This is a genomic window from Hyphomonas sediminis (assembly GCF_019679475.1).
GTDB lineage: Bacteria > Pseudomonadota > Alphaproteobacteria > Caulobacterales > Hyphomonadaceae > Hyphomonas > Hyphomonas sediminis.
The window spans coordinates 923,874-947,586 of record NZ_JAIEZP010000001.1; the positions used below are offsets into that span (position 1 = coordinate 923,874).

Annotated in this window: 18 protein-coding genes; 12 read left to right on the forward strand and 6 right to left on the reverse strand. The window is 59.8% G+C overall.

From position 1 onward, the window contains the following. Window positions 1–4 precede the first annotated feature (4 nt). The 11 genes from tolA (at window position 5) to rpiB (ending at window position 10,906) form a co-directional block, all read left to right on the forward strand. Window positions 5–862 (forward strand): cell envelope integrity protein TolA, encoded by an 858-nt coding sequence (tolA, locus tag K1X12_RS04700; RefSeq protein ID WP_220986472.1) that lies wholly within the window; start codon window positions 5–7, stop codon window positions 860–862. 40 nt (window positions 863–902) lie between these two features. Next, on the forward strand, window positions 903–2,258 hold the full coding sequence (tolB, locus tag K1X12_RS04705; RefSeq protein ID WP_220986473.1) for a Tol-Pal system beta propeller repeat protein TolB: 1,356 nt from the start codon (window positions 903–905) through the stop codon (window positions 2,256–2,258). A 220-nt stretch (window positions 2,259–2,478) separates the two neighbouring features. Further along, window positions 2,479–3,024 carry a peptidoglycan-associated lipoprotein Pal gene (gene pal / locus K1X12_RS04710; RefSeq protein ID WP_220986474.1) on the forward strand — a complete coding sequence of 182 codons (546 nt, stop codon included), beginning with the start codon at window positions 2,479–2,481 and terminating at the stop codon, window positions 3,022–3,024. A gap of 115 nt (window positions 3,025–3,139) precedes the next feature. Beyond that, the gene (ybgF, locus tag K1X12_RS04715) at window positions 3,140–4,141 is read left to right on the forward strand and encodes a tol-pal system protein YbgF (protein WP_220986475.1); all 1,002 of its coding nucleotides are present in this window, start codon (window positions 3,140–3,142) and stop codon (window positions 4,139–4,141) included. Next, entirely contained in the window at window positions 4,129–5,241 is a 1,113-nt protein-coding gene (tilS, locus tag K1X12_RS04720; protein ID WP_220986476.1) for a tRNA lysidine(34) synthetase TilS, read from the forward strand. Before ybgF ends, tilS begins: the two co-directional genes overlap by 13 nt. Before the next feature lie 47 nt (window positions 5,242–5,288). Next, entirely contained in the window at window positions 5,289–7,211 is a 1,923-nt protein-coding gene (gene ftsH, locus K1X12_RS04725) for an ATP-dependent zinc metalloprotease FtsH (protein WP_220986477.1), read from the forward strand. Between the two features lie 144 nt (window positions 7,212–7,355). Further along, window positions 7,356–8,159, forward strand: coding sequence for a hypothetical protein (locus K1X12_RS04730; RefSeq protein ID WP_220986478.1), 804 nt, complete (start codon window positions 7,356–7,358; stop codon window positions 8,157–8,159). 41 nt (window positions 8,160–8,200) lie between these two features. Continuing rightward, entirely contained in the window at window positions 8,201–8,806 is a 606-nt protein-coding gene (locus K1X12_RS04735) for a hypothetical protein (protein WP_220986479.1), read from the forward strand. Between the two features lie 83 nt (window positions 8,807–8,889). Next, complete coding sequence (locus K1X12_RS04740) at window positions 8,890–9,579, forward strand: DUF4328 domain-containing protein (RefSeq protein ID WP_220986480.1); 690 nt, start codon at window positions 8,890–8,892, stop codon at window positions 9,577–9,579. A gap of 94 nt (window positions 9,580–9,673) precedes the next feature. Then, on the forward strand, window positions 9,674–10,429 hold the full coding sequence (locus tag K1X12_RS04745) for a YebC/PmpR family DNA-binding transcriptional regulator (protein ID WP_220986481.1): 756 nt from the start codon (window positions 9,674–9,676) through the stop codon (window positions 10,427–10,429). A gap of 39 nt (window positions 10,430–10,468) precedes the next feature. Continuing rightward, on the forward strand, window positions 10,469–10,906 hold the full coding sequence (rpiB, locus tag K1X12_RS04750; protein WP_220986482.1) for a ribose 5-phosphate isomerase B: 438 nt from the start codon (window positions 10,469–10,471) through the stop codon (window positions 10,904–10,906). 60 nt (window positions 10,907–10,966) lie between these two features. Here rpiB and K1X12_RS04755 read toward each other — a convergent pair whose 3' ends face one another. Continuing rightward, window positions 10,967–12,136, reverse strand: a complete 1,170-nt coding sequence (locus K1X12_RS04755; protein WP_220986483.1) for a CaiB/BaiF CoA transferase family protein — start codon at window positions 12,134–12,136, stop codon at window positions 10,967–10,969. Between the two features lie 66 nt (window positions 12,137–12,202). Further along, a complete protein-coding gene (locus K1X12_RS04760) occupies window positions 12,203–13,630 on the reverse strand; it encodes a protein adenylyltransferase SelO family protein (RefSeq protein WP_220986484.1) in 1,428 nt (475 codons plus the stop codon). Window positions 13,631–13,817: 187 nt separating this feature from the next. Here K1X12_RS04760 and K1X12_RS04765 point away from each other — a divergent pair, with 187 nt between their 5' ends. Next, the gene (locus tag K1X12_RS04765; RefSeq protein WP_220986485.1) at window positions 13,818–16,694 is read left to right on the forward strand and encodes a TonB-dependent receptor domain-containing protein; all 2,877 of its coding nucleotides are present in this window, start codon (window positions 13,818–13,820) and stop codon (window positions 16,692–16,694) included. Window positions 16,695–16,835: 141 nt separating this feature from the next. Here K1X12_RS04765 and K1X12_RS04770 read toward each other — a convergent pair whose 3' ends face one another. The 4 genes from K1X12_RS04770 to glmM all read right to left on the reverse strand — a co-directional run bounded on the left by K1X12_RS04770 (window position 16,836) and on the right by glmM (window position 23,690). After that, complete coding sequence (locus K1X12_RS04770) at window positions 16,836–19,184, reverse strand: TonB-dependent receptor (RefSeq protein WP_220986486.1); 2,349 nt, start codon at window positions 19,182–19,184, stop codon at window positions 16,836–16,838. 179 nt (window positions 19,185–19,363) lie between these two features. Next, window positions 19,364–20,320 (reverse strand): alpha/beta hydrolase, encoded by a 957-nt coding sequence (locus K1X12_RS04775; RefSeq protein ID WP_220986487.1) that lies wholly within the window; start codon window positions 20,318–20,320, stop codon window positions 19,364–19,366. 79 nt (window positions 20,321–20,399) lie between these two features. After that, complete coding sequence (locus K1X12_RS04780) at window positions 20,400–22,253, reverse strand: AMP-binding protein (protein ID WP_220986488.1); 1,854 nt, start codon at window positions 22,251–22,253, stop codon at window positions 20,400–20,402. Between the two features lie 87 nt (window positions 22,254–22,340). Next, window positions 22,341–23,690 carry a phosphoglucosamine mutase gene (gene glmM, locus K1X12_RS04785; protein WP_220986489.1) on the reverse strand — a complete coding sequence of 450 codons (1,350 nt, stop codon included), beginning with the start codon at window positions 23,688–23,690 and terminating at the stop codon, window positions 22,341–22,343. Window positions 23,691–23,713: the final 23 nt, after the last annotated feature.

The following is a 23,713-nucleotide window of genomic DNA, read 5'->3' on the forward strand; positions in this document are numbered from 1 at the left end:
CGGAATGGCATGGCCGCACAAGACGGATGAGTGTGAGGAGAGCATCGAGCGCCTGCGCCGCGAGCAGCCGGGCATCAGCTCGGTCGAGATCCTGATGCAGCTGCCCCAGTGCGCTTCCTCCGCAGACCTGCCGATCGACTTCCTGGAAATTGGCCGGATTTCCGATGTCGCGGAGCTGCGCAAGTCAGATACGCCATTGCCGGAGCCTGAGCCTGAAGCGGCTCCCGAGCAGGTTGAAGAAACCTTGCCGCCGCCCGAGCCTGAAGCGGCAGAGCCTGAGCCTGAGCCTGAGGTGGAGGTGCCGGACCCGCGCCAGCCCGAGCCGCCGAAAAAGCCGGAGCCCAAACCCGAGCCAAAGAAAGAAGAGCCCAAACCCAAGCCCAAGCCGGTGGAAAAGCCGCCGGCCAAGCCGAAGGATGACCTCGACTTCCTGAACGACCTGGAGAGCACGCTTCAGTCGAAGCGGACGGCTGAACAGCGCCCGGACGCGCAGCAGACCGACCGTCCGCTGCTTGCCAATTCAGACCGCGACCAGCAGGGGGCAGGGGCGCGCACCGGCGCGACCGCCTCGCTTCAAGCCGCTTTGCGCCGCCAGATCGGTGAATGCTGGGTGTCGGTCGACGACCTCCCGCCCGAACACCAGATCGATGTGACAATCAGCCTGCAGCTTGGCCGCGATGGGTCTCTGATCAGCTCGAAGCTGGTCGATCCGCGCTCGCGCCCCGTGGGCCGCTCTGGCATTGCTGTTGACCGCGCCCTGCTTGCAGTGCGCAAATGCGGCGAGACGAATTACCGGTTGCCGCCGGAAGACTATGAGCTTTGGAAAGATATCAGCGTAACGCTCGGCCCCAAGCAGGGGTGAGGCGACCGCGCGCCATGAATTCGATGAGGAGTCCGAACTGATGCTGAAACGCCTGATGCCGCTCCTGGCTGTCATCGCGCTTGCCTTGGGGCTGGCCGCTCCGGCCAGTGCCCAGCTGGTAGTTCGTGTGGATGAAGGGAATTACAAGCCCACCCCGATCGCCATTCCGGACTTCCAGGTGACGGGAAGCAACACCCAGCTTGCCAAGCAGATAGCCGATGTAGTGCGCGCCGACCTTGCCTCCACCGGCCTGTTCGACATGCAGAACCCGGCCTCCTTCATCCAGCGCGATCTCTCGATCAATGCCGAGCCGCGCTTTGCCGATTGGAAAATCATCCGCACCGATGCCCTTGTCGTGGGTGCATTCGAAGAGCTGCCGGATGGCAAGTTCGCCGTCTCCTTCCGCCTTTGGGATGTTTATGGCGGTGAGCTGATGCAGATCAATGGCGAGCCCGGACGCCGCCTGGCCACAACGCCAGAAAATTGGCGCCGCATTGCTCACAAGATTGCCGACTCGATTTACACGCGTCTGACTGGTGAAGACCCGTATTTCGATACGCGCATCGTCTATATCGCCGAAACTGGTCCGAAGACGGAACGTGTGAAGCGGCTCGCCATCATGGACAGCGATGGCGCCAACCAGCAATATCTCACCTCAGGCCGCTCGACCGTGCTGACGCCACGCTTCAGCCCCTCGGCCCAGGAAATCACCTACATGTCTTATGAAGGCGGCCGCCCGCGCGTCTACCTCTTCAATATCGGGACAGGCCGTCAGGAGCTTCTCGGCAACTTCCCCGGCATGACCTTCGCTCCGCGCTTTGCGACCGATGGCCAGAGCGTGCTGCTCTCCCAGGCCCAGCGCGGGAATACCGACATTTACATCATGAACCTGCGCACGCGTGAAAGCCGGCGTCTGACCGACCATCCGGCGATTGATACCTCGCCGTCGATGTCGCCGGATGGCAAATCCATCGTGTTCAACTCCGACCGGGGCGGTACACCGCAGCTCTACATCATGAACACCGATGGCAGCCCGCGCGCCTGTCCTTCGGGTGGCCGCGATACGGCCTGCCGCATCACCTTCGGGCGCGGGCGTTATTCCACGCCTGTCTGGTCGCCACGCGGCGATCTGATCGCCTTCACCAAGCAGGAAAGCGGCAAGTTTTATATCGGCGTCATTGGAACCGATGGGCAGGGAGAGCGTCTCCTCACCGAGGCTTATCTCAATGAAGGTCCCGACTGGTCGCCCAATGGCCGTGTCATCGTTTACTTCCGCGAAAACCGTCCGGGTGCGGGTCCGCAACTCTGGTCAGTTGACCTTTCGGGCCGCAACGAACGCCGTGTGATGACCCAGACAGACGCCTCTGACCCCGCTTGGTCGCCTGTATTGCAGTAATGTAATGTGGTGCCCGGCGCCAAAGTGCCGGGCAACTGCCCCAAATGAGGCCATTTTGTGGCAAAAACAGCACGAGGGGCGAAAAATTCGCCGGAATACAGATTGTCGCGGTAAAACAGTCAGAATAAGGAAATATAGGCCCGCTAGACGGCCGCTGTCACAAAGATACCGCAACCTGGTCCGTAAAGTGCCTACTGAAATAACCTTGGAGCCCCGACACATGCATACCCTCCTGAAAGCCTCTGCCGCTGCTGCTCTTCTGGCCGCCACGGCTGCTTGCGCTTCTCGCCCGCCGCCGGTTGACGATACGCCGGTCACCCCTCCGCCGGTTGAAGAACCCGTGACGGAAACCGAAACCGTCGTGACTGAGCCGGTTGTCGAATCCTCGATCAAACCGGGCTCGCTGGAAGACTTCCGCGTGAACGTTGGCGAGCGCGTTTACTTCGACCTTGACCAATGGAGCCTCGACTCCGACGACCAGGAAATCCTGAAGCGTCAGGCTGCCTGGCTGCAAGCTTACCCGAACGTGCGCGTTCTGGTCGCTGGCAACGCCGACGAGCGCGGCACGCGTGAATACAACCTCGCCCTCGGCGAGCGCCGCGCGTCTGCTGCGAAAGACTACCTTGTCAGCCTCGGCGTCAGCGCTTCGCGCGTCGACACCGTGTCCTACGGCAAAGAGCGTCCGATCGCTGGCGGTTCCAACGACGAGTCGTGGGCTCTGAACCGCAACTCGTGGACGCAGATCGTTTCGGGCGCCACCAGCTAAGCTGACGCCTGCTGCGATTAGCAGATGAAAAGGATAGCCGGGTGCCATAATTTGGCCCCGGCTGTTTTTTTACTGTCCCCATCCGAAGTACGCCCCCGCACCCGGAGACCCCCTCATGCTGAAAGCCTCCCTTACCGGCCTCGCCATTCTTGGACTTGCTGCCACGCCTGCCGCCACGGCGCAGACGCGCGGCGCCCCGATCGTGAAGGGCGTCACCACCGGAGACCTTTCGGTTCAGGTCGACCAGACTCGTCAGCAGACGGCAGATCTGATGCTGGAGATCAATCGCAATGGCGACCGGATCAACCAGCTCAATGGCCGGATCGAGACGCTCGAGTTCGAACTCTCGCGGATGCGCGAAGCCAACAAGCAGCAGACGCTGGATAATGAGGCGCTCGCCGCCCAGAATGCCGAGCTTCGCCAGATCGCAGAAGGGCAGGCGCGCGCCATCGCCGCCATCCAGATGACGCTTGGCCTTGATGTTGGTGTGCCGGGTCTTCCGGGGGCGGACGGTGCATCGCTGGGCAGCTCTCTGCCGATGGGCCCTGCGCCGCAGGATTTCGCGTCCGCGGGCGGGGTTGATCCAGGCGTACCGGCCGGCGCGCCGGGCCAGACATTTGGTCAGGCGGTTACGGGCGGCGCGCGCTCGGGCGCTGGCCCGTCGGTATTGACGCCTGCGCAGCCCGTGCAGACCACGCCTGCCGCCGCCGTCGCTGAAAACCTTCCCGAAGAAGCTGCGCCCCTCTTTGCCGTCGCGCGCCAGCGTCTTCTTGCGCTGGACTATGCCGGCTCTCAGGCCGCCTTCCAGAAATTCGTCGACAAGTATCCGAGCGACGGACAGGCCGGCGAAGCCTATTTCTGGCTGGGTGAAACCCTTCACCAGCAAAACCTCTATGCCGAAAGCGGCCAGGCCTACACGACGATGATCCGTTCCTTCCCGGACGATCAGCGTGCGCCCGATGCGCTTGCCCGCCTTGCGCGCGCCATGCGGCTGATTGGCGAGCCGGCGAAAGCCTGCCAGGCGCTCGATACGCTGCCCAAGCGTTATCCTAATGCGTCGAAGGTCGTGCGCGATCTCGCCGCCGTTGAGCGCACCCGTTCGGGATGCAAGGGCTAAGCCCCGAAGCGTCTTTCGAGGCGGCGCTGCGCGCGCTGCCTGCCGTCCTGCTTGAGGCGCCCATTGGCGTTGCCGTGTCCGGCGGCAGCGACTCGTTGGCGCTTCTGGTCCTTGCCCATCGCTGGGCGGCGGCGTCAGGGCGTTCGGTTTTCGCCATTACCGTCGATCACGGTCTCCGCCCCGAAGCGCGCGCGGAGGCTGACGCGGTTGGCCGCTTCTGCGCCAGCCTTGGCATCGCCCACGTAACCTCCCGCCTCGAAGGCATTCCGCCCCGCCAGTCCGCCCTCCGGCGCGGGCGTCACGCCGCGCTTTCCGCTGCGCTGAAGGAAAGAGGGGGGCGCCTCCTGCTCACCGGCCACACAGCCGACGATCAGGCCGAGACCTTCCTCATGCGTGCCCGCCAGGGCTCGGGCTGGTATGGTCTGGCCGGCATGCGCGCGCTGTCGTCCTCACCGGTCTGGCCGGAGGGGGAGGGGGTGTTCATCGCTCGCCCGCTGCTTGGGGTCTCCCGCACGTCGCTTCGCCGCTTTCTGGAGGGGGAGGGTTTCAGCTGGGCCGACGACCCCTCGAACGACAATCCGGCGTTCGAGCGTGTCCGTATGCGGCGCCTCTTGTGTACCAAAGTGTCACTCAAAGTACCCATTTTGACACTGTCTGACCGGTTTCAGACATTAAGAATGCTTGAGGATACACGGATCAGGCTCTGGTTGGCCGCAAATGTCAGCTGGAATGAGGCGGGCCTGCGCGCCACCCCGATGACCGGTTTGCGGCCCGAACTCGCCGCCCGCATACTCGGCATTCTGCTACAGGTCTGCGCGGATCGCGAAACCCAGCCGCGGGGTGACAGTCTCGCGCGTCTCGCTCAGTCACTTGTTTCAAAAGAAGAATTCAGGGGCGCGACCCTCGGCGGCGTCCATATCCGCCTGCGCCGCGGTCGCCTGCACTTCCAGCCTGAAAGCGGCCCCAGCACCCCAGAGGTTATCCAACACCAATCCCGGCGCCTGTCACAGCTTGCGCTGACCCTGTCCATGAGCGCTGCCGAAATTGACGCAACCGCACGAAAGGAGTCGTTTTTCGGTGAATTGGTACCTATCTTCTAACCTCAATCCGATATGGTTGATCTCGTAGTTTCTGACGGAACCTTGCTATGAACGTCCGCAATTTGGCGATCTGGGGCGCGCTTGCCCTGCTCGTGATCGGTATGGCTGTAATGATGGGCGGCAACCCTGAGGTTGCCCGGGCTGACTCGGCCAAGCTGTCCGAAATTTACAAGCTGGCCGAAGATGGCAAGCTGGCTGACGCGACGCTGGGCGATACAACGATCATCGCCAAGACCACCGACGGGCGCACCCTGAAAAGCGAGCTGCGCGCGCTGGACATGAAAACCGAGGATATCCTCACTCAAAACAATGTTCCCTTCTCGGTGAAGCCGGACACGGGCCGCAACAATGTTGCCTCCGTCCTCTTGTCGCTTCTGCCGATCCTGCTGATCGTCGGCTTTGTCTTCTTCATGATGCGCCAGATGCAGGGCGGCGGAACGCGCGGCGCGATGAGCTTCGGCAAATCCCGCGCCCGCCTGCTGACCGAAAAGCATGGCCGCGTGACTTTTGACGACGTTGCCGGCGTCGATGAAGCCAAGGAAGAGCTTCAGGAAGTCGTGGAGTTCCTTCAGGACCCTTCCAAGTTCCAGCGCCTCGGCGGCAAGATCCCGAAAGGCGCGCTGCTGGTCGGCCCGCCGGGCACCGGTAAGACGCTGCTCGCCCGCGCTGTTGCTGGCGAAGCCGGCGTTCCCTTCTTCACGATTTCCGGTTCGGACTTCGTCGAAATGTTCGTCGGCGTCGGCGCCAGCCGCGTCCGCGACATGTTCGAGCAGGCCAAACGCTCTGCGCCCTGCATCATCTTCATCGACGAGATCGATGCGGTTGGCCGCTCGCGCGGCGCGGGCCTCGGCGGCGGCAATGACGAGCGTGAGCAGACGCTCAACCAGTTGCTGGTCGAGATGGATGGTTTTGAAGCCAATGAAGGCATCATCATCATGGCGGCCACCAACCGTCCTGACGTGCTCGACCCTGCGCTGCTGCGCCCCGGCCGTTTTGATCGCCAGGTGACCGTTGGCAATCCGGACATCATCGGCCGTGAGCGCATCCTCAAGGTTCACATGCGCAATGTCCCGCTCGCCAAGGATGTCGAGACCAAGACGATCGCCCGTGGCACGCCCGGCTTCTCTGGCGCCGACCTTGCGAACCTTGTCAACGAAGCTGCGCTTCTGGCCGCGCGCCGTGGCAAGCGTGTCGTGGCGATGCAGGAATTCGAAGACGCGAAAGACAAGGTGCTGATGGGCCCTGAGCGCCGCTCGATGGTGATGTCCGACAAGGAAAAGGTTCTCACCGCCTGGCATGAAGCTGGCCACGCCATCGTCGCGCTGCGCGTGCCGGCCGCTGACCCGGTTCACAAGGCGACGATCATTCCGCGTGGCCGCGCGCTGGGCATGGTCATGCAGCTGCCGGAAGACGACAAGCTGTCGATGTCGCGCATCGAAATGACCTCGCGTCTTGCCATCATCATGGGTGGCCGTGTGGCTGAAGAGCTGAAGTTCGGCGATGACAATGTCACTGCTGGTGCGGCTTCTGATATTCAGCAGGCGACCCGTCTGGCCCGCGCCATGGTCACCCGCTGGGGCTATTCCGACATTATCGGCCCGGTCGACTATGGCTCCGACCAGGGCGACGTGTTTCTGGGTCAACAGCTGATGCAGTCCAGCCATATTTCGGAAGACACCTCGCGCAAGATCGAAGAGGAAGTCCGTAAGCTGATTGAAAAAGGCAAGGAAGACGCCCGGCAAGTCATGACCGAATACCGGCATGAATGGGAGGCGATCGCTAATGGCCTGCTGGAGTTTGAAACGCTTTCGGGCGAAGAGATCGCGGCGCTCTTGAAGGGCACCCCGCCGAGCCGCCCAGATGTGTCTGACGATGATGCAGGCCCATCTTCGGCTGTACCAGTGATCGGTAAACGGAAGAAGCCGAAGGAAGACGGCGGCGTTGGTGGTGCGGAGCCCAACCCCGTCTGACCGCCCTGCCAATCAAGAGAATTCAGAAAATGCCCTTTCGAACCTTCGAAAGGGCATTTTCATATTTGTTTCCCTTTGAAGGCGTAATTCGAGCGCAATCTTCGGCGAGCGTGCCGTTTACAACCGGTCGAGGAGGATAAGGGGATGCGGTTACAAAACCTGGCAGCAGGGCTGGCTCTGCTGATGGCGTCAGCCTGCGCGTCGCAAGTGCAGACAACATCGGGCACTGAATATCTGGCGCGCTATGACGGGGCATACTCTGCGCTTGCGGGCGGGTCGTCAGAGGTGGATTCCCAGGTGCGCGAGATCGCTGCGGTGGAGCCGGATATCCGGTTTCCGGCGCGGATTGGCCTCGCCCGCATTGAAGGCGGCCAACTCGTGTCTATTCCCGCGCGCGAGGCGGAAGCATGGGCCGCTCTCACAGAGAATCTGGATGGTTTGTATGGGGAATTTGTGCCCGTCAGCCCGCTGATCGCCGCGATGGTTGCGCCGGAGGGCACCAAACCCCGCTATGAGTATACTGCCAGCGACACGATGGCGGATATCCGTCGCGGGGCTGCGCGCCAGCATCTCGACTATGTGCTTGCCTACGAAGTTTCCACCAGCAACAGGGCAAAGGGCAGCGCCCTCTCATTCGCCGATCTCACGATCATCGGCATGTTCGTGCTGCCCGGACGCAGCGTTCAGGCGGAAGCCGCCGCTAGCGGCATCCTGATCGACGTGCGTAATGGCTATCCCTATGCGACCATGACAGCGTTCGCCGACAAGAAGGGCCTGTCGCGCACGATCAACACCTGGCGTGTGAAGCGGGATTTGATGCGGAACGCCTCCGCCAAGGCCGTGCTGGAGCTTGCTGGAGAGCTGCGCGGTTCCCTGGAGAAACTAGCGGTGGCCGGCACTTCCAAGGACGTTGGTTCGGGGACCGAAACACAGGAAGAAGGAAGCTGAGGCGTCTTGCCTTTCGCCGCTTCGCCTTTAGGCTGCCAGCCATGATGATCAGACTGGCAGCTGCCACCGCCTTCGCCCTGTTTTCCGCTGCCTGCGCCAGTGCGCCGGCGGCTACACCAGATCTTCCGTTTGCGGAGGGGGTGGCGACGGTTTGCGGCAAGGCATTTGAGGGCCGTGTCGTTTCCGATGATGTTGCCGACGATGCCTGGCGGGCCGAGCGGATCGTGATGTATGTGCGCGATTGTGAGCCGGGTCTGGTACGTATCCCGCTCAGCGTTGGGGAAGATCGCTCCCGCACCTGGGTTCTCTCCGCCACAGGGGAGGGCGGCGCCTGGGAATTGCGCCATATTCACCGCCATGAAGACGGTAGCCTCGATGCGCTCACCAGCTATGGCGGCTATTCGATCTCGGCTCTCGGCGCAGCGCGTCAGGAGTTTCCGGCGGACCAATCCACGAAGGATCTGTTCGATCAGGAGAATATCCCGGTTTCCAAGGCAAATGTCTGGGCCGTGGAAGTCCGCACCGGCAGCAACCTTTTCGCGTATGAGCTCAGACGCCCGGAGCGATTCTTCCGGGTGGAGTTTGATCTGACGCAGCCGGTGGAGATCCCCCCGCCTCATTGGGCCCCGCCGGCGCCGCCGCTTTAGGGAACGCGATTTGGATTGCCTCTTGTCAGTGCTCTGATCTGTGATCAGGATATCATCCTGGGGTTGTGGAAAAGGGGGTGGGCATGGCTGGTATTGTTGAAGCAACGAGTCCGGCGCCGATGACGCGTCCGTTGAGCGACCGGTTCAAGCCGCTGCAGATTGCCGTTATTATCTACATGGTCGGCGAGGCCGGACTCGCGCTGTTTGGGGCGGTTGAGCTCTATTTCCTGACCGGCATGGACGCTGACCCCTATCTGGATTTCGGGACCGCTTCCTCCGCCTTTGCGATTGTCGCGCTGATCGCTGGTTTGGCCCAGCTCATTGGTCTGACTGCGTCTGTTATCCTTGTGTCGATGTGGACATTCAGGGCGATGAAGAACCTTCACATTGTGGGCGCTGTTGCTGCAACCATGTCGCCGGGCTGGGCTGTTGGCTGGTACTTCATTCCCTTTGCCAATTTGTGGAAGCCTTTTGAGGGGGTGTTGCAGATCTGGCGCGAGTCGCATCGGTTGGCGGGCAGGCCGGAAAAAGTCGCCGCCTATGTCGGCTGGTGGTGGGCGACTTGGCTCATCTCGAACTTCCTGGCGAATATTTCCGTCCGGCTGACTGGATTTGTTGAAGCCCTCCCGACTTATAATGCTGGCGTATTGGTGGGTGTGGTTGGCAGTGCACTTTCTGTGGTGTGCGGGTTCCTTCTGTTGCGAACAACGAGGCAGGTTACTCAAGTTCAGACGGAAATGCATTCCGGCGGCCTTGCAGATACGTTCGGCTAGGGCGATTGCACTGGGAACGCTTCCCAAGGCCGCTCCTGCGCGATAGACAGCCCCCCACACAGCCAGAAACCAGATTATATCGAGGGGTTTTCCCATGGCCGGGCACAGTAAATGGGCCAATATCCAGCACCGTAAGGGCAAGCAGGACAAGAAGCGCGCGGTTCTGTTCGCGCGCCTGTCAAAAGAGATCACTGTCGCTTCGAAGATGGGCGGGTCGGATCCGGGCATGAACCCGCGCCTGCGCCTTGCCATCCAGAACGCCAAGGGCGCATCGGTGCCCAAGGACAACATCCAACGCGCCATCGACAAAGGCCAGAGTGGCGGCGGCGCCGATTATGCTGACATTCGCTATGAAGGCATTGGCCCGGGCGGTGTGGGGATCATCGTCGAAGCGTCCACGGACAACAAAAACCGCGCGGCAACCGACATCCGCACCGCATTCTCCAAGAATGGCGGCGCGCTCGGTCAGACCGGCTCTGTCTCGTTCAATTTCGACCAGCTGGGCGAGATCGAGTATCCGCTGTCTGCCGGATCGGCCGACGAGATCATGGAAGCGGCCATCATTGCCGGCGCCCAGGATGTCGAGACCGATGAGGAAAGCCATTGGATCTATACCGCGCGTGAGGATTTCGCGGCCGTCAGCACGGCGCTTGCCGAAACGCTGGGCGCAAACACCGAGGTCAAATCCGCCAAGATCATCTGGAAGCCGAAAGTGACGAGCCCTGTTACGGGTGACGCCGCCGAACAGTTGATGAAACTGCTCGACGTGCTGGACGAACTCGACGATGTGCAGAGCGTCTACGACAATTCCGAACTTTCCGAAGAAGAAATGGCCCGCCTCGCCGAGTAAGCGCTTAACGGGCCTGACGCTTCAGCCTCAGGAGACAACATGCGGATCGCCATCGCATCGGACCACGCTGCTTTTGCCATGAAAGCCTTGCTGGCCGATTGGCTGCGTGAGCAGGGGCATGAGGTTGAGGACCTGGGCCCCGACAGCGAAGCGAGCGTCGATTATCCTGACTACGGCTATCGTCTGGCGGCGCATATCGCTTCAGGCGCTGCAGAGCGGGGCGTTGCGCTGTGTGGATCGGGCATTGGTATTTCGATTGCCGTCAACCGCAACACAGATGTACGTTGCGCGCTTGTATCTGAGCCGCTGTCTGCTGCGCTTTCGCGCGAGCATAATGATGCGAACGTCATTGCCATGGGCGCCCGCATGATTGGCCCAGAGATGGCCAAGGCCTGCCTTACCGCTTTCCTGAGCACGCCTTTTGGCGGTGATCGGCATGCGCGCCGCGTCGCAAAGCTCGGCAAGGTCAGCGGTTAAGGCTCGCCTTCCTCAAAGCTGGTTTAATGGCGCGCACCTGTTTGGTGCGCGCCATTTGATTCAGACACCCAGGCCCAGGCTTTCAAGCACTGTTTCCGTGTCCGCGCCGGGACGCGGCGGAGGCAGACGCAGGCTGGCAGGCGTTTCGGAGAACTGGACCGGGTGGCGCATCGTGCGATAGCGCCCGGCCTCGGGATGCTCCGCTTCCGCGAAGAACCCTGTGGCCGCAAGGTGGGGGTCGGTCAACACCTCTGCGATTGTATTGTAACGCATCGCCGGAATGTCGGCTTTGTCCATCAGGTCCAGCCATTCTTCCGTGGTCTTTGTGGCGCTGACTTTTTCGATCAGGGCGTAGAGATCGCCAACATTCTCCGTGCGGGCCCGATAGGTGGAGAAGCGGGGGTCCTGGAAAATGTCTGGCATTCCGCCGATTTCGAAGAACTTCTCCCATTGCTCGTCAGAGTACGGAACGAGGCCGATGAAGCCGTTCTTGGTCGGGTAAGGGCGGCGGTTGGGGTTGATGGACCGCGTATAGGCGAGCTTGCCATTGCCGGGCAGGAAGGTCTCGCCGTAGAGGTTCTCCACCATGTTGAAGAAGGTGAAGCTCTCCAGCATCGGCACCTGCACGAATTGCCCTTTGCCCGTGCGGGCGCGGTGGAAGAGGGCTGCGAGGGTTGCATAGGTGGCAAACAGGCCGGCGGTCTTGTCCGCAACAAGGGACGGGGCATACTCCGGTCGCCCGCCCGAGCGCAGCGCATTGAGATCGGCAAAGCCCGAGGCGCCCTGGATCAGGTCGTCATAAGCCTGACGGTGTTCATACGGGCCACCTTTGCCGAAGCCGGCGCAGTGAACATAGACGATGTCTTCCTTCAGCGCCTTGACCTGCTCATAGCCAAAGCCGAGCCGTTCCATCCCCGCGAGGCGTACATTGTGGAAGAATACATCGGCAGTCTTCAGCAGTTCGGTCAGGGCCTTTTTGCCTTCCGGCGTTTTTGCATCGAGATTGATCGCCTGCTTGTTCCGGTTCAACGCCATATAGATCGGGCCGAGGTCCCCCGTGGGCGAAGCGCCGGCGTAGCGCATGGTGTCACGTTTCTTCGGAGGCTCAATCTTGATCACCTCCGCGCCAAGATCGGCGAGGATTAGCGTCGCGAAGGGCCCAAGGACCACGGAGCTCATATCGATAATTCGGATGCCGGAAAGCGGGCCAGGGCGGAACTTATCGGTCATTAAGGGCCTCCTCGTTTTTGGCTAACTGCCTTCACCCGGCCCCCAAGATCAAGGTGTACCCTAGCGTTAAAGGGCAAGTGCCTGACGCGCTTCTTCCATATGTTCTACCTTGGTCTCGAAGAGGGACCAATCATCGGCCTCCGCAATCGGCGCCCAGAGCGCCTCAACTTCGTCGATAAGCAGACTGACAGGGGAAGCCTTCTGGAAATAGACGTGGTCCAGCCGCTCGGGCCGGGCAGGGGCGCGGTTGAGCAATCCCACCCGGACCGCAGCAAACGGCGCGGTATTGTATAGACTTGCTTGCGGCGAGGCGCCGGCGCGGTCTTCGCTGGCTATCCCGCCAAACCAGTCGAAAAAGGTCTGTGGCCAGCTGGCGCCGCTTTCGGTCATCCAGGCGTAGAAGGTCTGCAGGAAGCCAATGTCCGATGCGGCATCGCCCGAGGGTAAGAGCCCGAGCAGGGTATGCGTATGGGCCGTGAAACTTTCTCGGTAGGCCGGCTCATAGGGCGCGAGCGCCTTGGCGAGGTCATCTGCGTCGGCCAGTAGGAGCATCGCAGAAGCGAGCTGTTGCAGGGCCCAGCCGCCCTGGATCGGTTGGCGGCCGAACCGGTAAAGGCCCTGAGCGTCAAAATAGGCGGCTGTAAAGTTGGGATCTGAAACCGGCAGGAACCGCCAGGGGCCAAAGTCGAAGGTCTCACCCGTGATATTGAAATTGTCGGTATTCATCACGCCGTGGACGAAGCCGGCGGCCATCCACTGACCAATCATCCGTCCCGTTGCGGTGGAGATTTCTTCCAGAAGCCGGCAGGCTTTGCGGGGCATGTCCGCTTCGTCTGCAGAAGGATGGAACTCGGCAACGCAGTAGTCGACAAGCTGCGCCATTGCCGCCTTGTCTTCGAGCCAGGCGCAGCGCTGGAATGTGCCGAAGCGAACATGGCTGTGGGAGAGCCGCACCAGAACGGACGCCCGTGTCGGGGAGGGCTCGTCATTGCGCGCAAGCTGTTCGCCCGTCTCGATGAGGCTGAACGCCTTTGACGTATTCACGCCCAAAGCTTCCAGATAGCTGGCGGCCAGAATTTCCCGGACCCCGCCCTTCAGCGTCAGCCGGCCATCTCCCTGGCGCGACCAGGGAGTCCTGCCCGAGCCCTTGGTGCCCAGATCCAGGAGGCGTCCCGATTGGTCGCGCACCTGTGCAAACAGGAAGCCGCGACCGTCGCCAAGCTCTGGGTTATAGGTTCCAAACTGGTGGCCATGGTACCGCATAGCCAGGGGATGCGGCAGGTTTTCGGGCAGGGGCTGGAACCGCCCAAAGTGTTGAATCCAGGCACTTTCGGAGAGGCTACCAAGGCCGATTTCCTCCGCCCAACGCTGGTTGCGCCAACGCAACACAGTTGAAGGAAAACTGGCGGGCTCGACTGCATCTGCGAAAGATTCCGCAATGCGAAGAAACGGAGGCGGCGGCGGCTGTCCTGCAGAGGAAGGCGTGTTCTGCATCAAATTCACCTGTTCATATGCGAACCAAAGACGGATCGCTTGTTCAGGAGTTCTTTTTTTGCATGCAGCGGCGCAGCACAAGTCACCCCTTTGCGACCGATCAATACCGCATAAGAGTGAAAATGGGTCCAATCAATGACAAGCGGCAAAAGCTTGCGCCTGGACCCACAAAAACGGGAGGAAACAAATGAAGTATTTCAAAGGAGCGCTCCTTTACGCCTCAGCGATTGCGCTGAGTGGGGCGATGGTGGTGCATGCGCAGGAGCAGGACGAGGGCGAGCGGAAGCTCAGCACAGTCACCGTTACGGGCTCCATGATCCAGGGTACTCCGGAAGACGCTGCGCTTCCGGTAGATGTTCTGACGGCTGGCGACCTCAAGCTGGAAGGGTCGCCCTCAATTACAGAGCTTATCCGAAATCTGGGTGTCTCATCGGGTGTCGACGGACAAACGAACCAGTTTGCGTCGAACGGACTTGAGGGGACGTCCAACGTAAACCTTCGCGGTTTGGGGCCTGCCAGAACGCTCGTTCTCATTAACGGTCGACGGCAAACTTATGCGCCCTATTCCATTGGCGAGCAGGCGCAGCTCTTTGTCGACACCAACATGATCCCGTCGGCTGCCATTGGCCGCATCGAGGTTCTGAAAGATGGCGCTGCAGCGATTTACGGCTCAGATGCGATCGCGGGCGTCGCAAACTTCATTACCAATACGGACCTCAAAGGCCTCGAGGTTTCGGGCACCTTTTCCACATTCGAAGGCAATGATGACGGGGATTATGAGCTTTCGGCCGCGTATGGTTTCCAGGGTGAGAACTGGAACTGGATTACATCGGCTGGGTATCAGTATCGATCCGAAGTTCCGCTAACAGAAAAGGATTGGGGAACGCCATCTTTTGCTGAGAACCCGGTCGCTGGGTATTCCTCCATCTCCAATCCTGGTCGCTTTGTGACGATTGGTCCGGTTCCCGGCGGTGGTGTCGGTGTGAACGGAAACGTTGCGGATGTTGGCTGTGTGCCGCTCGGTGGGGTGCTCGGGCCGGACAACCAATGCCGCTTCCAATTCACTCAATTCGACAATCTTGTCGAAAAGGAAGAGCGCTTCCAGATCTTTTCTGAATACAATCGCACCACCGAATTTGGAGATCTTCATTTTGAAGTTCTCTACGGAAAGACAGATGTTCCCGAGTGGAAAACGTCGCCTTCCTATCCACCGCAAGTGCTGACCAATCAGGTCATCCTGCCGACCCATCCTGGCTGGCAACAATACATTCTCGACAATCCGGGCACAGCGCTGGATACCGCTGTTCAAGCTCTGTTTATTGGGCGTTCATATGGATGGGGCGGCTTTCCGGATAACGATTATGGGCCTCAGGTTGGATCCCGCGAATACGAAACCTGGCGGGCATCAGGCGGCCTGAAAGGGCAGTGGGACAACGGTGTCAACTACGACGTCGGGCTGAGCTATTCGACGACGGAAGGGTATCGTTCAACAAACGACACTTACGTTCAGGGGTTGACGCTAGCGCTCCGTGGGTTTGGTGTGTGTACGGACCCTATCACGGGGTTCGATCCGGCGACGGGAACCTCCCCGCTTTCCGCCGGGTACACCGGAACTCTGGCTGCCGGCGCGGGCACTTGCCAGTACTACAATCCATTCTCCAATTCCATCCCGGCGGGCGCCATTACCGGAACTCCAAACCCGCAGTACAATCCTGCCCTGGCCAATACGGCGGAACTGGCAGACTGGATGACCGACGCATCTGAAACGACGGTGACCACGGACCTGATGGTCCTTGATGCTGTTCTCTCTGGAGAGTCGTCTGTTCAGGCTGCAGGCGGCGCGGTCGGCTGGGCCTTCGGTGCGCAAGTTCGCCGCGAGAGCTATGAGGTGGTACCTTCTGCTCTCACCGACCTTAATGCCACGCCGGGACCTGGCGGTACTGGGCCGTATTCGTTCCTTGCTGGCACCACAGGAGCGAACGACGAACAGACGATTTATGCTGTATTCGGAGAAGTTCAGATTCCGCTCTTTGAGGATGTCGGCGTCCAGGTGGCGATGCGGTACGAGGACTATGGTGGTGACATCGGGTCAACTTTCGATCCGAAGTTTGCTGCGAAGTGGCAGGTGAACGACATGCTGGCACTTCGTGGTTCTGCGCAGACATCGTTCCGTGGTCCGACGCTCAACCAGCTTGGCGGTGTTGGAACAACGCTCCAGTTTGTGGCTCCGGCAAGCGCTTTCAAGGCGGTGGACCAGTATGGAAACCCCTCGCTTGATCCGGAATCGGCCTTCAGCTTCAATTTGGGTGCGTTGTTCGAGACGGGCAACTTCCACGCGTCATTGGATTACTACAACTTCGACTTCTCTGATCCGATCATCGTCGAGGAACAATCTAATATCGTGAATGCCGCGGTTGCTGCGCTGGCCGCCAACGATCTCAGCAATCCGATCCTGAACCGGATTACTTTCCAGGATCCTCTCAATCCGACAGCTGCAACAATTGCGCGGGTTCGCACGGGTGTTGTGAACGGTCCGGATATCCAGACATCAGGTCTCGATTTCCGGGCTGAGAATATGTGGGAAGGCTTGGTTGCCGGAGCAGATCTCTCTGCTGGGGTCGATGCGACATACATCATTGAGTATGTCGTTGCGCCATACTTCGTTGAGGGCGTTTCTATCGGGGGAGGTGACTATGTTGGTCAGTTCAACCGTTCGAACTTCACCCGCTCGATGCCGCAGTGGAAAGCAAATGTGTTCGCCAACCTTGCATTCGGCGATCACAATATCCGCGGCGTGATGCGCCACATCGACTCCTACAAGGACGAGCGGCCGGCCGCGCTTCGTGGGGGTGTGTATCCGGAAATTTCCAGCCAAACGACCTTTGATCTCTTCTATAACTACACCAATGACAATTGGGGTATTGATGTGGGGCTTGGTGTCGTCAACCTGACGGACGAAGATCCGCCGCCGGCTGCGTTTGATACGAACTATGATCCGTACACACATAACCCGTTCGGAAGAACATTCCGCCTGACGCTAACAAAGCGGTTTGGCGGAGACTGATCAGGGCGAACTGCCTGATATAGCCTGACTTAGGAGACGGCCTCTCAGTTCTGGGAGGCCGTTTTCATTGGTGGGCAAGCAAAAAGGGCGGCTTTGCAGCCGCCCTTTCGATTTTTATCAAATGCCGGATGGCAATTGAATTTAGTAGACGTAGGTGAGTTCCAGGCCCAAGAGGCGGCCCTTCTTCAGCGGTTGGAACGTTCCGCCAGCGGGGTCAACCGGGTAGGAATAGTTCTGGCCGGTGGAGTTCGGGCCAGGGAAGGGCAGTTGGGTGTCGTTGCCGATCTGGACTTCGTCGAGCAGGTTCTTGCCATACAACGACGCCGTGAGGCCCTGGAACGGTGTTTCCCAGGTGATGTCGACGTCCACCATATCCGCATCTTGGATCCAGCCGAAGTTGCTGTCCGTGTAGGCGATACGATCGCGGTGTTGATAGCTGGCGCGTGCAATGATGGCGCCGGCCGAACCGAGGTTGATGTCCTTCATCAGGCCAAAGCCGTAAGTCATCGGCGGAACGCGCGGCAGGTCGAGGTTCAAGTCTTCGCGATCGACAACGCCGTCCGCGTTCAGATCAAAGAACACTTTGTCGTATCCGGCGTCCATGAAGCCGACATTAAACGAACCGAGCAGTGTGTCCGTGAGCGCAATGCGGCCATCGAATTCGATGCCGACGATGGTCGCGTCCGTGGTGTTGATGATGTTCTGAACGACACCAGACGAGCCAGCGGTGTTCACTTCACGCTGCATGTTGCCAACTTCCGTCATGAAAACTGCGCCGTTGACCTGGATGCGGCCGTCATCGCTTTGCGATTTGAAGCCAACTTCGTAGGAGTCCACTTCTTCCTCGTCGAAGCCGAGGCTGCCGGTCTGCGTCACGAATTGCTGGAAGATCGGTAGATCGGTGATGCGGAAGTTGTAGCCTCCCGAACGGAAGCCCTTGGTGTAGTGAGCGTAGGATTGGACATTGTCGTTCCAGAAGTACTGGAAACCAACTTTCGGGGTCCAGTTCTTCCATTCGTTGGAGTCGCGGAAGCCATTGGGCTCCTGGACGGTGCCGCCTGTGATCAGTGAGATCAGGGCGTTGTTGCCGGTCGCAGAGCAAGTACCTTCCACCACGCTGCAGGGCAGGCGCGGACGAATGTAGATTACGTCACCGGACTTCTCTTCGACGGAGTAGCGGACGCCGACATTGGCGACCAGCTTGTCCGTGATCGAATAATCGATGTTCGCAAAAGCGCCCCAGACGGTGTGGTCCAGCGTACCGCCGCCGTAGAAGCCCCACGGGATCGATGCCGGAAGTGTGGGCGGGCGCGTGGTCGGCAGGTTACGGATCTCGGTATAATCGAGTGTCTGCTCGAAATAGTAGAGACCTGTGGTCAGGTCGAGCTTGTCAAACGTACCTGCGTAACGCAGCTCGTTCGAATATTGCTCCTGATTAAACTCTGCGTTCGAGTGGAACAGCGTCATCGGCGTTGCGTCGATGTCTGCGCCCGAGGTCGATTCATACTTGCGGTAGCCAAAGATGTTGGTGATCACGCCATTACCGAAGTCGACGTCGAGGTCGGTGCGCAGCGAGCCGAGGATAGTTTCGTTCTCGCCGAAGCCCGGATTGTTGATCGACATATCAAAATTGTCGCGATCAAAATAGGCAGTGTTCTTGCCGGAAGGGCCGTCCGAGCGGGCGTCGGTGTACTCCAGCTTGCCGAGGAAGGTCAGCGCGTCCGTCGGCATGAACTCGAGGGCGCCGCGATAGGTGACCGATTGCAGCTCGCCGTGGTTTTCGCCGTTGTGCAGGTTTTTGAAGTAACCGTCGTCAGTATTGTAAGAGACGCCGAACTTGCCGTTCAGAACGTTTTCGATGAGCGGACCGGAAACGATGGCTTGGAAGTTTGCATTTGCGCCGCCGCGATCGCCGTCCACAGGGCCATCAATGCTGGTGCGGGCCTTGAACGAAAACTCATCGGTTGGGTTTGCGGTGTTGACGACAATTGCGCCGCCAGTGGTGTTGCGGCCGAAAAGAAGGCCTTGTGGGCCACGCAGAACTTCAATGCTGTCGAGATCGAACATGTCGACAACAACACCGCTGTTCACGCCGAGATAAACGCCGTCCACGAAAACGCCGACTGCAGGATCGATTGACGGGATCGAGGAGTTCACACCAAGGCCGCGGATGGCAAAGTTGGCAGTGCCGCGCGCAGTGCCGACATCGTCCAGCGACACGTTCGGCGAGGAATAGCTGAGGCTTTCAAGCGTCGTAACGTTGAGGGCGTCGAGCGTATCGGCGTTGTAAGCCGTCATTGCCACCGGAACGGTCTGCACGTCTTCCACGTCCGCTTTCTTGGTAGCCGTTACAGTGACGGTCCCAAGAACGCGCTCAAGGGCGGATTCGCGTGTCGGCGCTTCTGCAGCGGCTTCTTCCTGAGCAAAGGCGGGGGTAGAGAGGATGATCGCTGCGGACGCAGTCGTCATCAGAAACTTGTTGAGCGTCATTTCTGGGAGTTTCCTCTTGGATTTTATGTGAGCGACCAGCGGTGCCTGGCGGCTCAACAATAAATAGACATTTATCAAGTTTTTGAAATGCTTGCTGCAGTGCAACAAATGTGTTTGATTACAAGGTGTTGCCTCAGGGTCACGAAACTCAAAAGTTCCAAAATAGAACTTTTGAGTTCTTAAATTGCACCCAGGTATTTTCCCGTAATAATTCCTGCATCCCTGGCGGCAGAACGCGCCGTTGCCGAAAGATGCGTCAGGTTCAGAAAGCCATGAACCATCGAGGGGTACTCTTTTTCTGAGACCGAGATGCCCATAGCGCGCAATTTTGCTGCATATGCGAGGCCCTCATCATGGAGCGGGTCCCATCCGCATACGATAATGTGAGCGGGTGGCAAGCCCTTGAGTTCTTCGGCTGGCGCGAACAGGGGTGAAATCCGGGGATCCATGTGCGTTGCCGGGTCGGGCATGTAGTGGCCACGGAAAAACTCAAACAGGCCAACCGAGATGAAGAATCCGCTTTCCTGAGGCGGCATCTTTTTGCTGCGAATGTCTGCAAACTGGAGGAGGGGGTAGAGCAGGAGCTGGAAGGCCGGTTTTGGACCTTTCTTGCGGTTCATCTCCTGGCACACATATGCGGCAAGATTTCCGCCGGCGCTGTCACCGGCGATGGCGACGCGCTTGGGGTCAATCCCAATAGTGGGGCCGTGCAGGCTCATCCACATCCAGGCGGTTAGGGCGTCCTCATGCGCGCAGGGAAAGCAGGTTTCCGGTGCCAGCCTGTAGTCGATTGCCAGCACGCGGCAGCGCGATCCCTCCGCCAGCCGGCGGCAGATCATGTCATGGCTCTCAAGGTCTCCGAGGACGAAGCCGCCGCCATGAAAGAAGAGGATGCCGGGGCCTGGCGGGATGCCGGCGCCGAGTGGCACATAGAGGCGTGCCTTGAGTGGTCCGTCTGGCCCCGGAATCGTCAGGAGACGAATTTCCGCCAGCTCGGGCGCGTCTGGCTCGCCGGAATAATCCATTCGGAAGAATTGTTGTCTTAAACGTTCGATCGGCACGCGCAGGTCAGGCGGCTGCATGCCGGGCAATTGCAGCTTGTCCCTGAAGTTGCGGAAGGCTTCGTCGAACGTCATGGCCTCACATCTGCCGGTCAATTCCGGCGATGTGATGGCGCATGGTTCATCTTGCAATGGGGCAATCGCGCCATTTGTTTCAAAGCTGGATTACGCCGGAGCCGGGTGGGTCGGAATACAGCGACTTCACCAGATCGGCCCGTCGCGAGATCACGAGACGCTGGTTCACGTAGCCCTTGTCAGTGATCTCCCCTGCATCAATGCTCGGCGGCTCCATCATGACGAGCAGCCGCTTGATGCGCCGCGATGAACCTTGTTCTGCGGCGTTGAATGCGGCGGCCTTGCGGACCAGGTCGCCCATCAGGGCTGCAACCCCTTTGGCGGGGTCGCCGGCGGCTTTGACGTACTGTTCGGCCGTTGCGGGCGAAGGCCAAACGAGCGCCGAGGCGAAGTCTTTATCCTGCCCGCAGATGACGGCGTCGAAAATGAGGGGGGAGCATGCCGCCACGAAATCCGGCCGGAGTGTGCCGACCGAAACCCACGTGCCGGAAGAGAGCTTGAAGTCTTCTCCAACCCTTCCATCGAAAACCAAGCCTTTGTTGGCATCGTTTTCGTCCACGAACTTTACGGCGTCTCCTAGGCAATAATAGCCTTCCTCGTCGAACACTTCAGCGTTCTTTTTGGGGTCGTTGTGATAGCCCGGCATGACGGTTGGGCCTTTGACGCGGACTTCCAGCTTCTCGCCGTTGGGGACGAGCTTGAGCGTCGTGCCCGGAAGCGGTAGGCCGATCAGGCCGACCCGCTCGACTTCCCAGTGGACCATCGTAACGCCTTGGGTTTCGGTCGCCCCATACATTGTTGTGATGGGGATGCGGCGGCCCGTTGCCTTGATGGCGAGGGCCTGAAGGCGATCGTATAGATCGTCAGAGAGGGTCGCGCCGCCATAGCCGACGGAGCGCATGTTTTTAAAGAATGCTTTGAGGAGTGTTTCGTCCTGCTCCATTGCGTCGGCGAGCATCGCTAGCGCAATGGGTGCTGTTCCGAATACGGAAGGACTGCATTCGCGAACATTTCGGATTGTTTCGTGGAACAGGGCAGGCGTTGGCTTGCCGCCGTCGATCCAGAATGTCGAGCCGTTCCAGAGGGCACCGTTGAAATTTACATTGGACCCTGAAATGTGATTCCAGGGGAGCCAGTCGAGGAAGCTATCGGTGCGGTCGGGATCATAGTCGGGGTCACGCTCATTGTGGCGTATGCCCTCCTGTCCCGCAATTAGCGAACACATCGCACCCTGCGTCTGGGGCACCGGCTTTGGCAGGCCGGTCGAGCCTGAGGTGAAGAGGTATTTTCCGATGCTGTCGTCGGTTAGCGCGTCGCGTGCTGCCGTTACAGCCGCCGTGGGTGTCGTGGCCGCAAGGGTATCATAAGAAAGTGCGGAGTTGTCGCCGCCTGGATCGGCTGACACAATCTTGAACGCGCCTTCGGGGAGTGCTGCGATTGCATTTTTGAAGGGCGCAAGCTGCTCTGCAAATACGACGGCCGGCTTTACGGTGTTGTAGCAGTGCTTCAGCTTGTCGAAATCATTCGACATGGTGGAGTAGGGGACCGAGATAGGAGCTGCGGGTGCTCCTGCTTTCTGGGCCGCAAGGATTACCATGGCGGCGCGGATCGAGTTTCCTGACAGCAGCATGACGGGTGCATCAGGGCCGGCGCCAAGATCCAGAAAGGCTTGTGCCAAGGCATCCGTGATGCGTTTGGTCTCACCATAGGTCACTTCGACCCATTGATCCGTCTTCGGATCGCGTTCCTTGATAAAGACCCTATCTGGATGCTGGGTGGCGCGTTCATCCAGGCAATGGGGGATGGTTTTGGGGCGTGGGCCAGGAGGTTGTTTGGCTTTGATGTATACCGCGTTGCCTTGGCGCGTCATTTCAACATCAGGTTCTCTCTGCGGCAAAAGGCGAAAGGGTGGCAAGGTTTGACCTTCAGCCATGGCATTTCCTCCGGGACGTATCGTTTGGCGTCCGAAGATACTTGTGCGTTGATGGCAGGCAACAGGTGACGCCACGCCAAGGCGAAATCACTGTTGAAGCAGAACCGCACTTATTGCGTCCACTGTTGTGTCCAGTGCTTTCAACATCAGCTCTTCATCCAGAGCTTCTGCCATGACCCGCACGAGCGGCTCGGTTCCGGATTTTCTGACAACCATCCGACCACGGTCGCCGAGAAGGGCTTCGGACTCGGCGAGCGCGGCCTTGACCCTATCATTTTCGAGAGGGTTCGCGCCTGTGTAACGTATGTTAATCAGCTTCTGCGGTGCTGGCTTGAATACGTTCAGCCTCTCCGAGGATCGGCCACCACGCGCCGCCAAGACTGACAGGACCTGCAGTCCGGCCAGCAATCCATCGCCTGTTGTGGAGACATCCGAAAGAATGATGTGACCGGATTGTTCTCCACCGAGATTATATCCGTGTGCGCGCATATGTTCGCCAACATACCGATCGCCCACTTTTGTGCGCGCAAGGTGCAGGTCCTTGGCTTTCAGGAATTCCGAAAGGCCCATGTTGGACATAACGGTGGCGACCATTCCGTTGCCCCGGAGGCGGCCTGTGCGATGCATTTCTTCAGCAATCAGCGCCATGACCTGGTCACCGTCAGCTTCTTCACCGGTTTCGTCGATCACGATGAGCCGGTCGGCATCTCCATCCAACGCGATGCCAACGTCCGCGCCCGACTCGACGACTACGGCTTTCAGGGCGCCTGTCGCCGTAGAGCCAAAGCCGGCGTTGATATTTATGCCGTCCGGCGTTGCGCCGATCACGGTCAACTGCGCGCCCAGTGCTCTGAGCGCTGCCGGCGCCGTTTCAAAGCCAGCACCGTGAGCGCAGTCGAGCACGACCTTCAAGCCGGAAAGATCCCGTGCGCCTTGCAGGGTGTCGATGCAGCGGCGAACGTATCGTGTGCCTGTAGCTTCCAGTGTTCGCGCATGCGCAATTGCATGCGGCGGCGCATAGTCTCCCTCGAAAGCAGAGGCCATAGCCGCCTCCAGCGCCTCTTCAGTGGCGTCGTCAAACTTTATGCCTTCGGGGCTGAAAAGTTTGAGGCCATTGTCTTCAAACTTGTTGTGACTGGCGGAGACCATCACGCCAAGCGCCGCGTCGGTTTCACGGGCCATCATTGCAACGGCCGGAGTGGGAACAACTCCAAGCAGGACGGGTGTTAGCCCCATCGAGGAAAAGCCCGCGATCAGCGCCGCCTCAATCATTTCGCCGGAGCGCCGTGTGTCGCGGCCAATGACCACTTCTCTGCCGCCGTCGGGCGCAAAGGTTCGTGCAGCAGAGATTGCAAGCCGCAAAGCTGTCTCTGCTGTCATAGGCTTCTTGTTTACGCGGCCTCGGATGCCGTCGGTGCCGAAATACTGGCGGGTCATGCCTCTTCTCCGGTCTTCGCCAG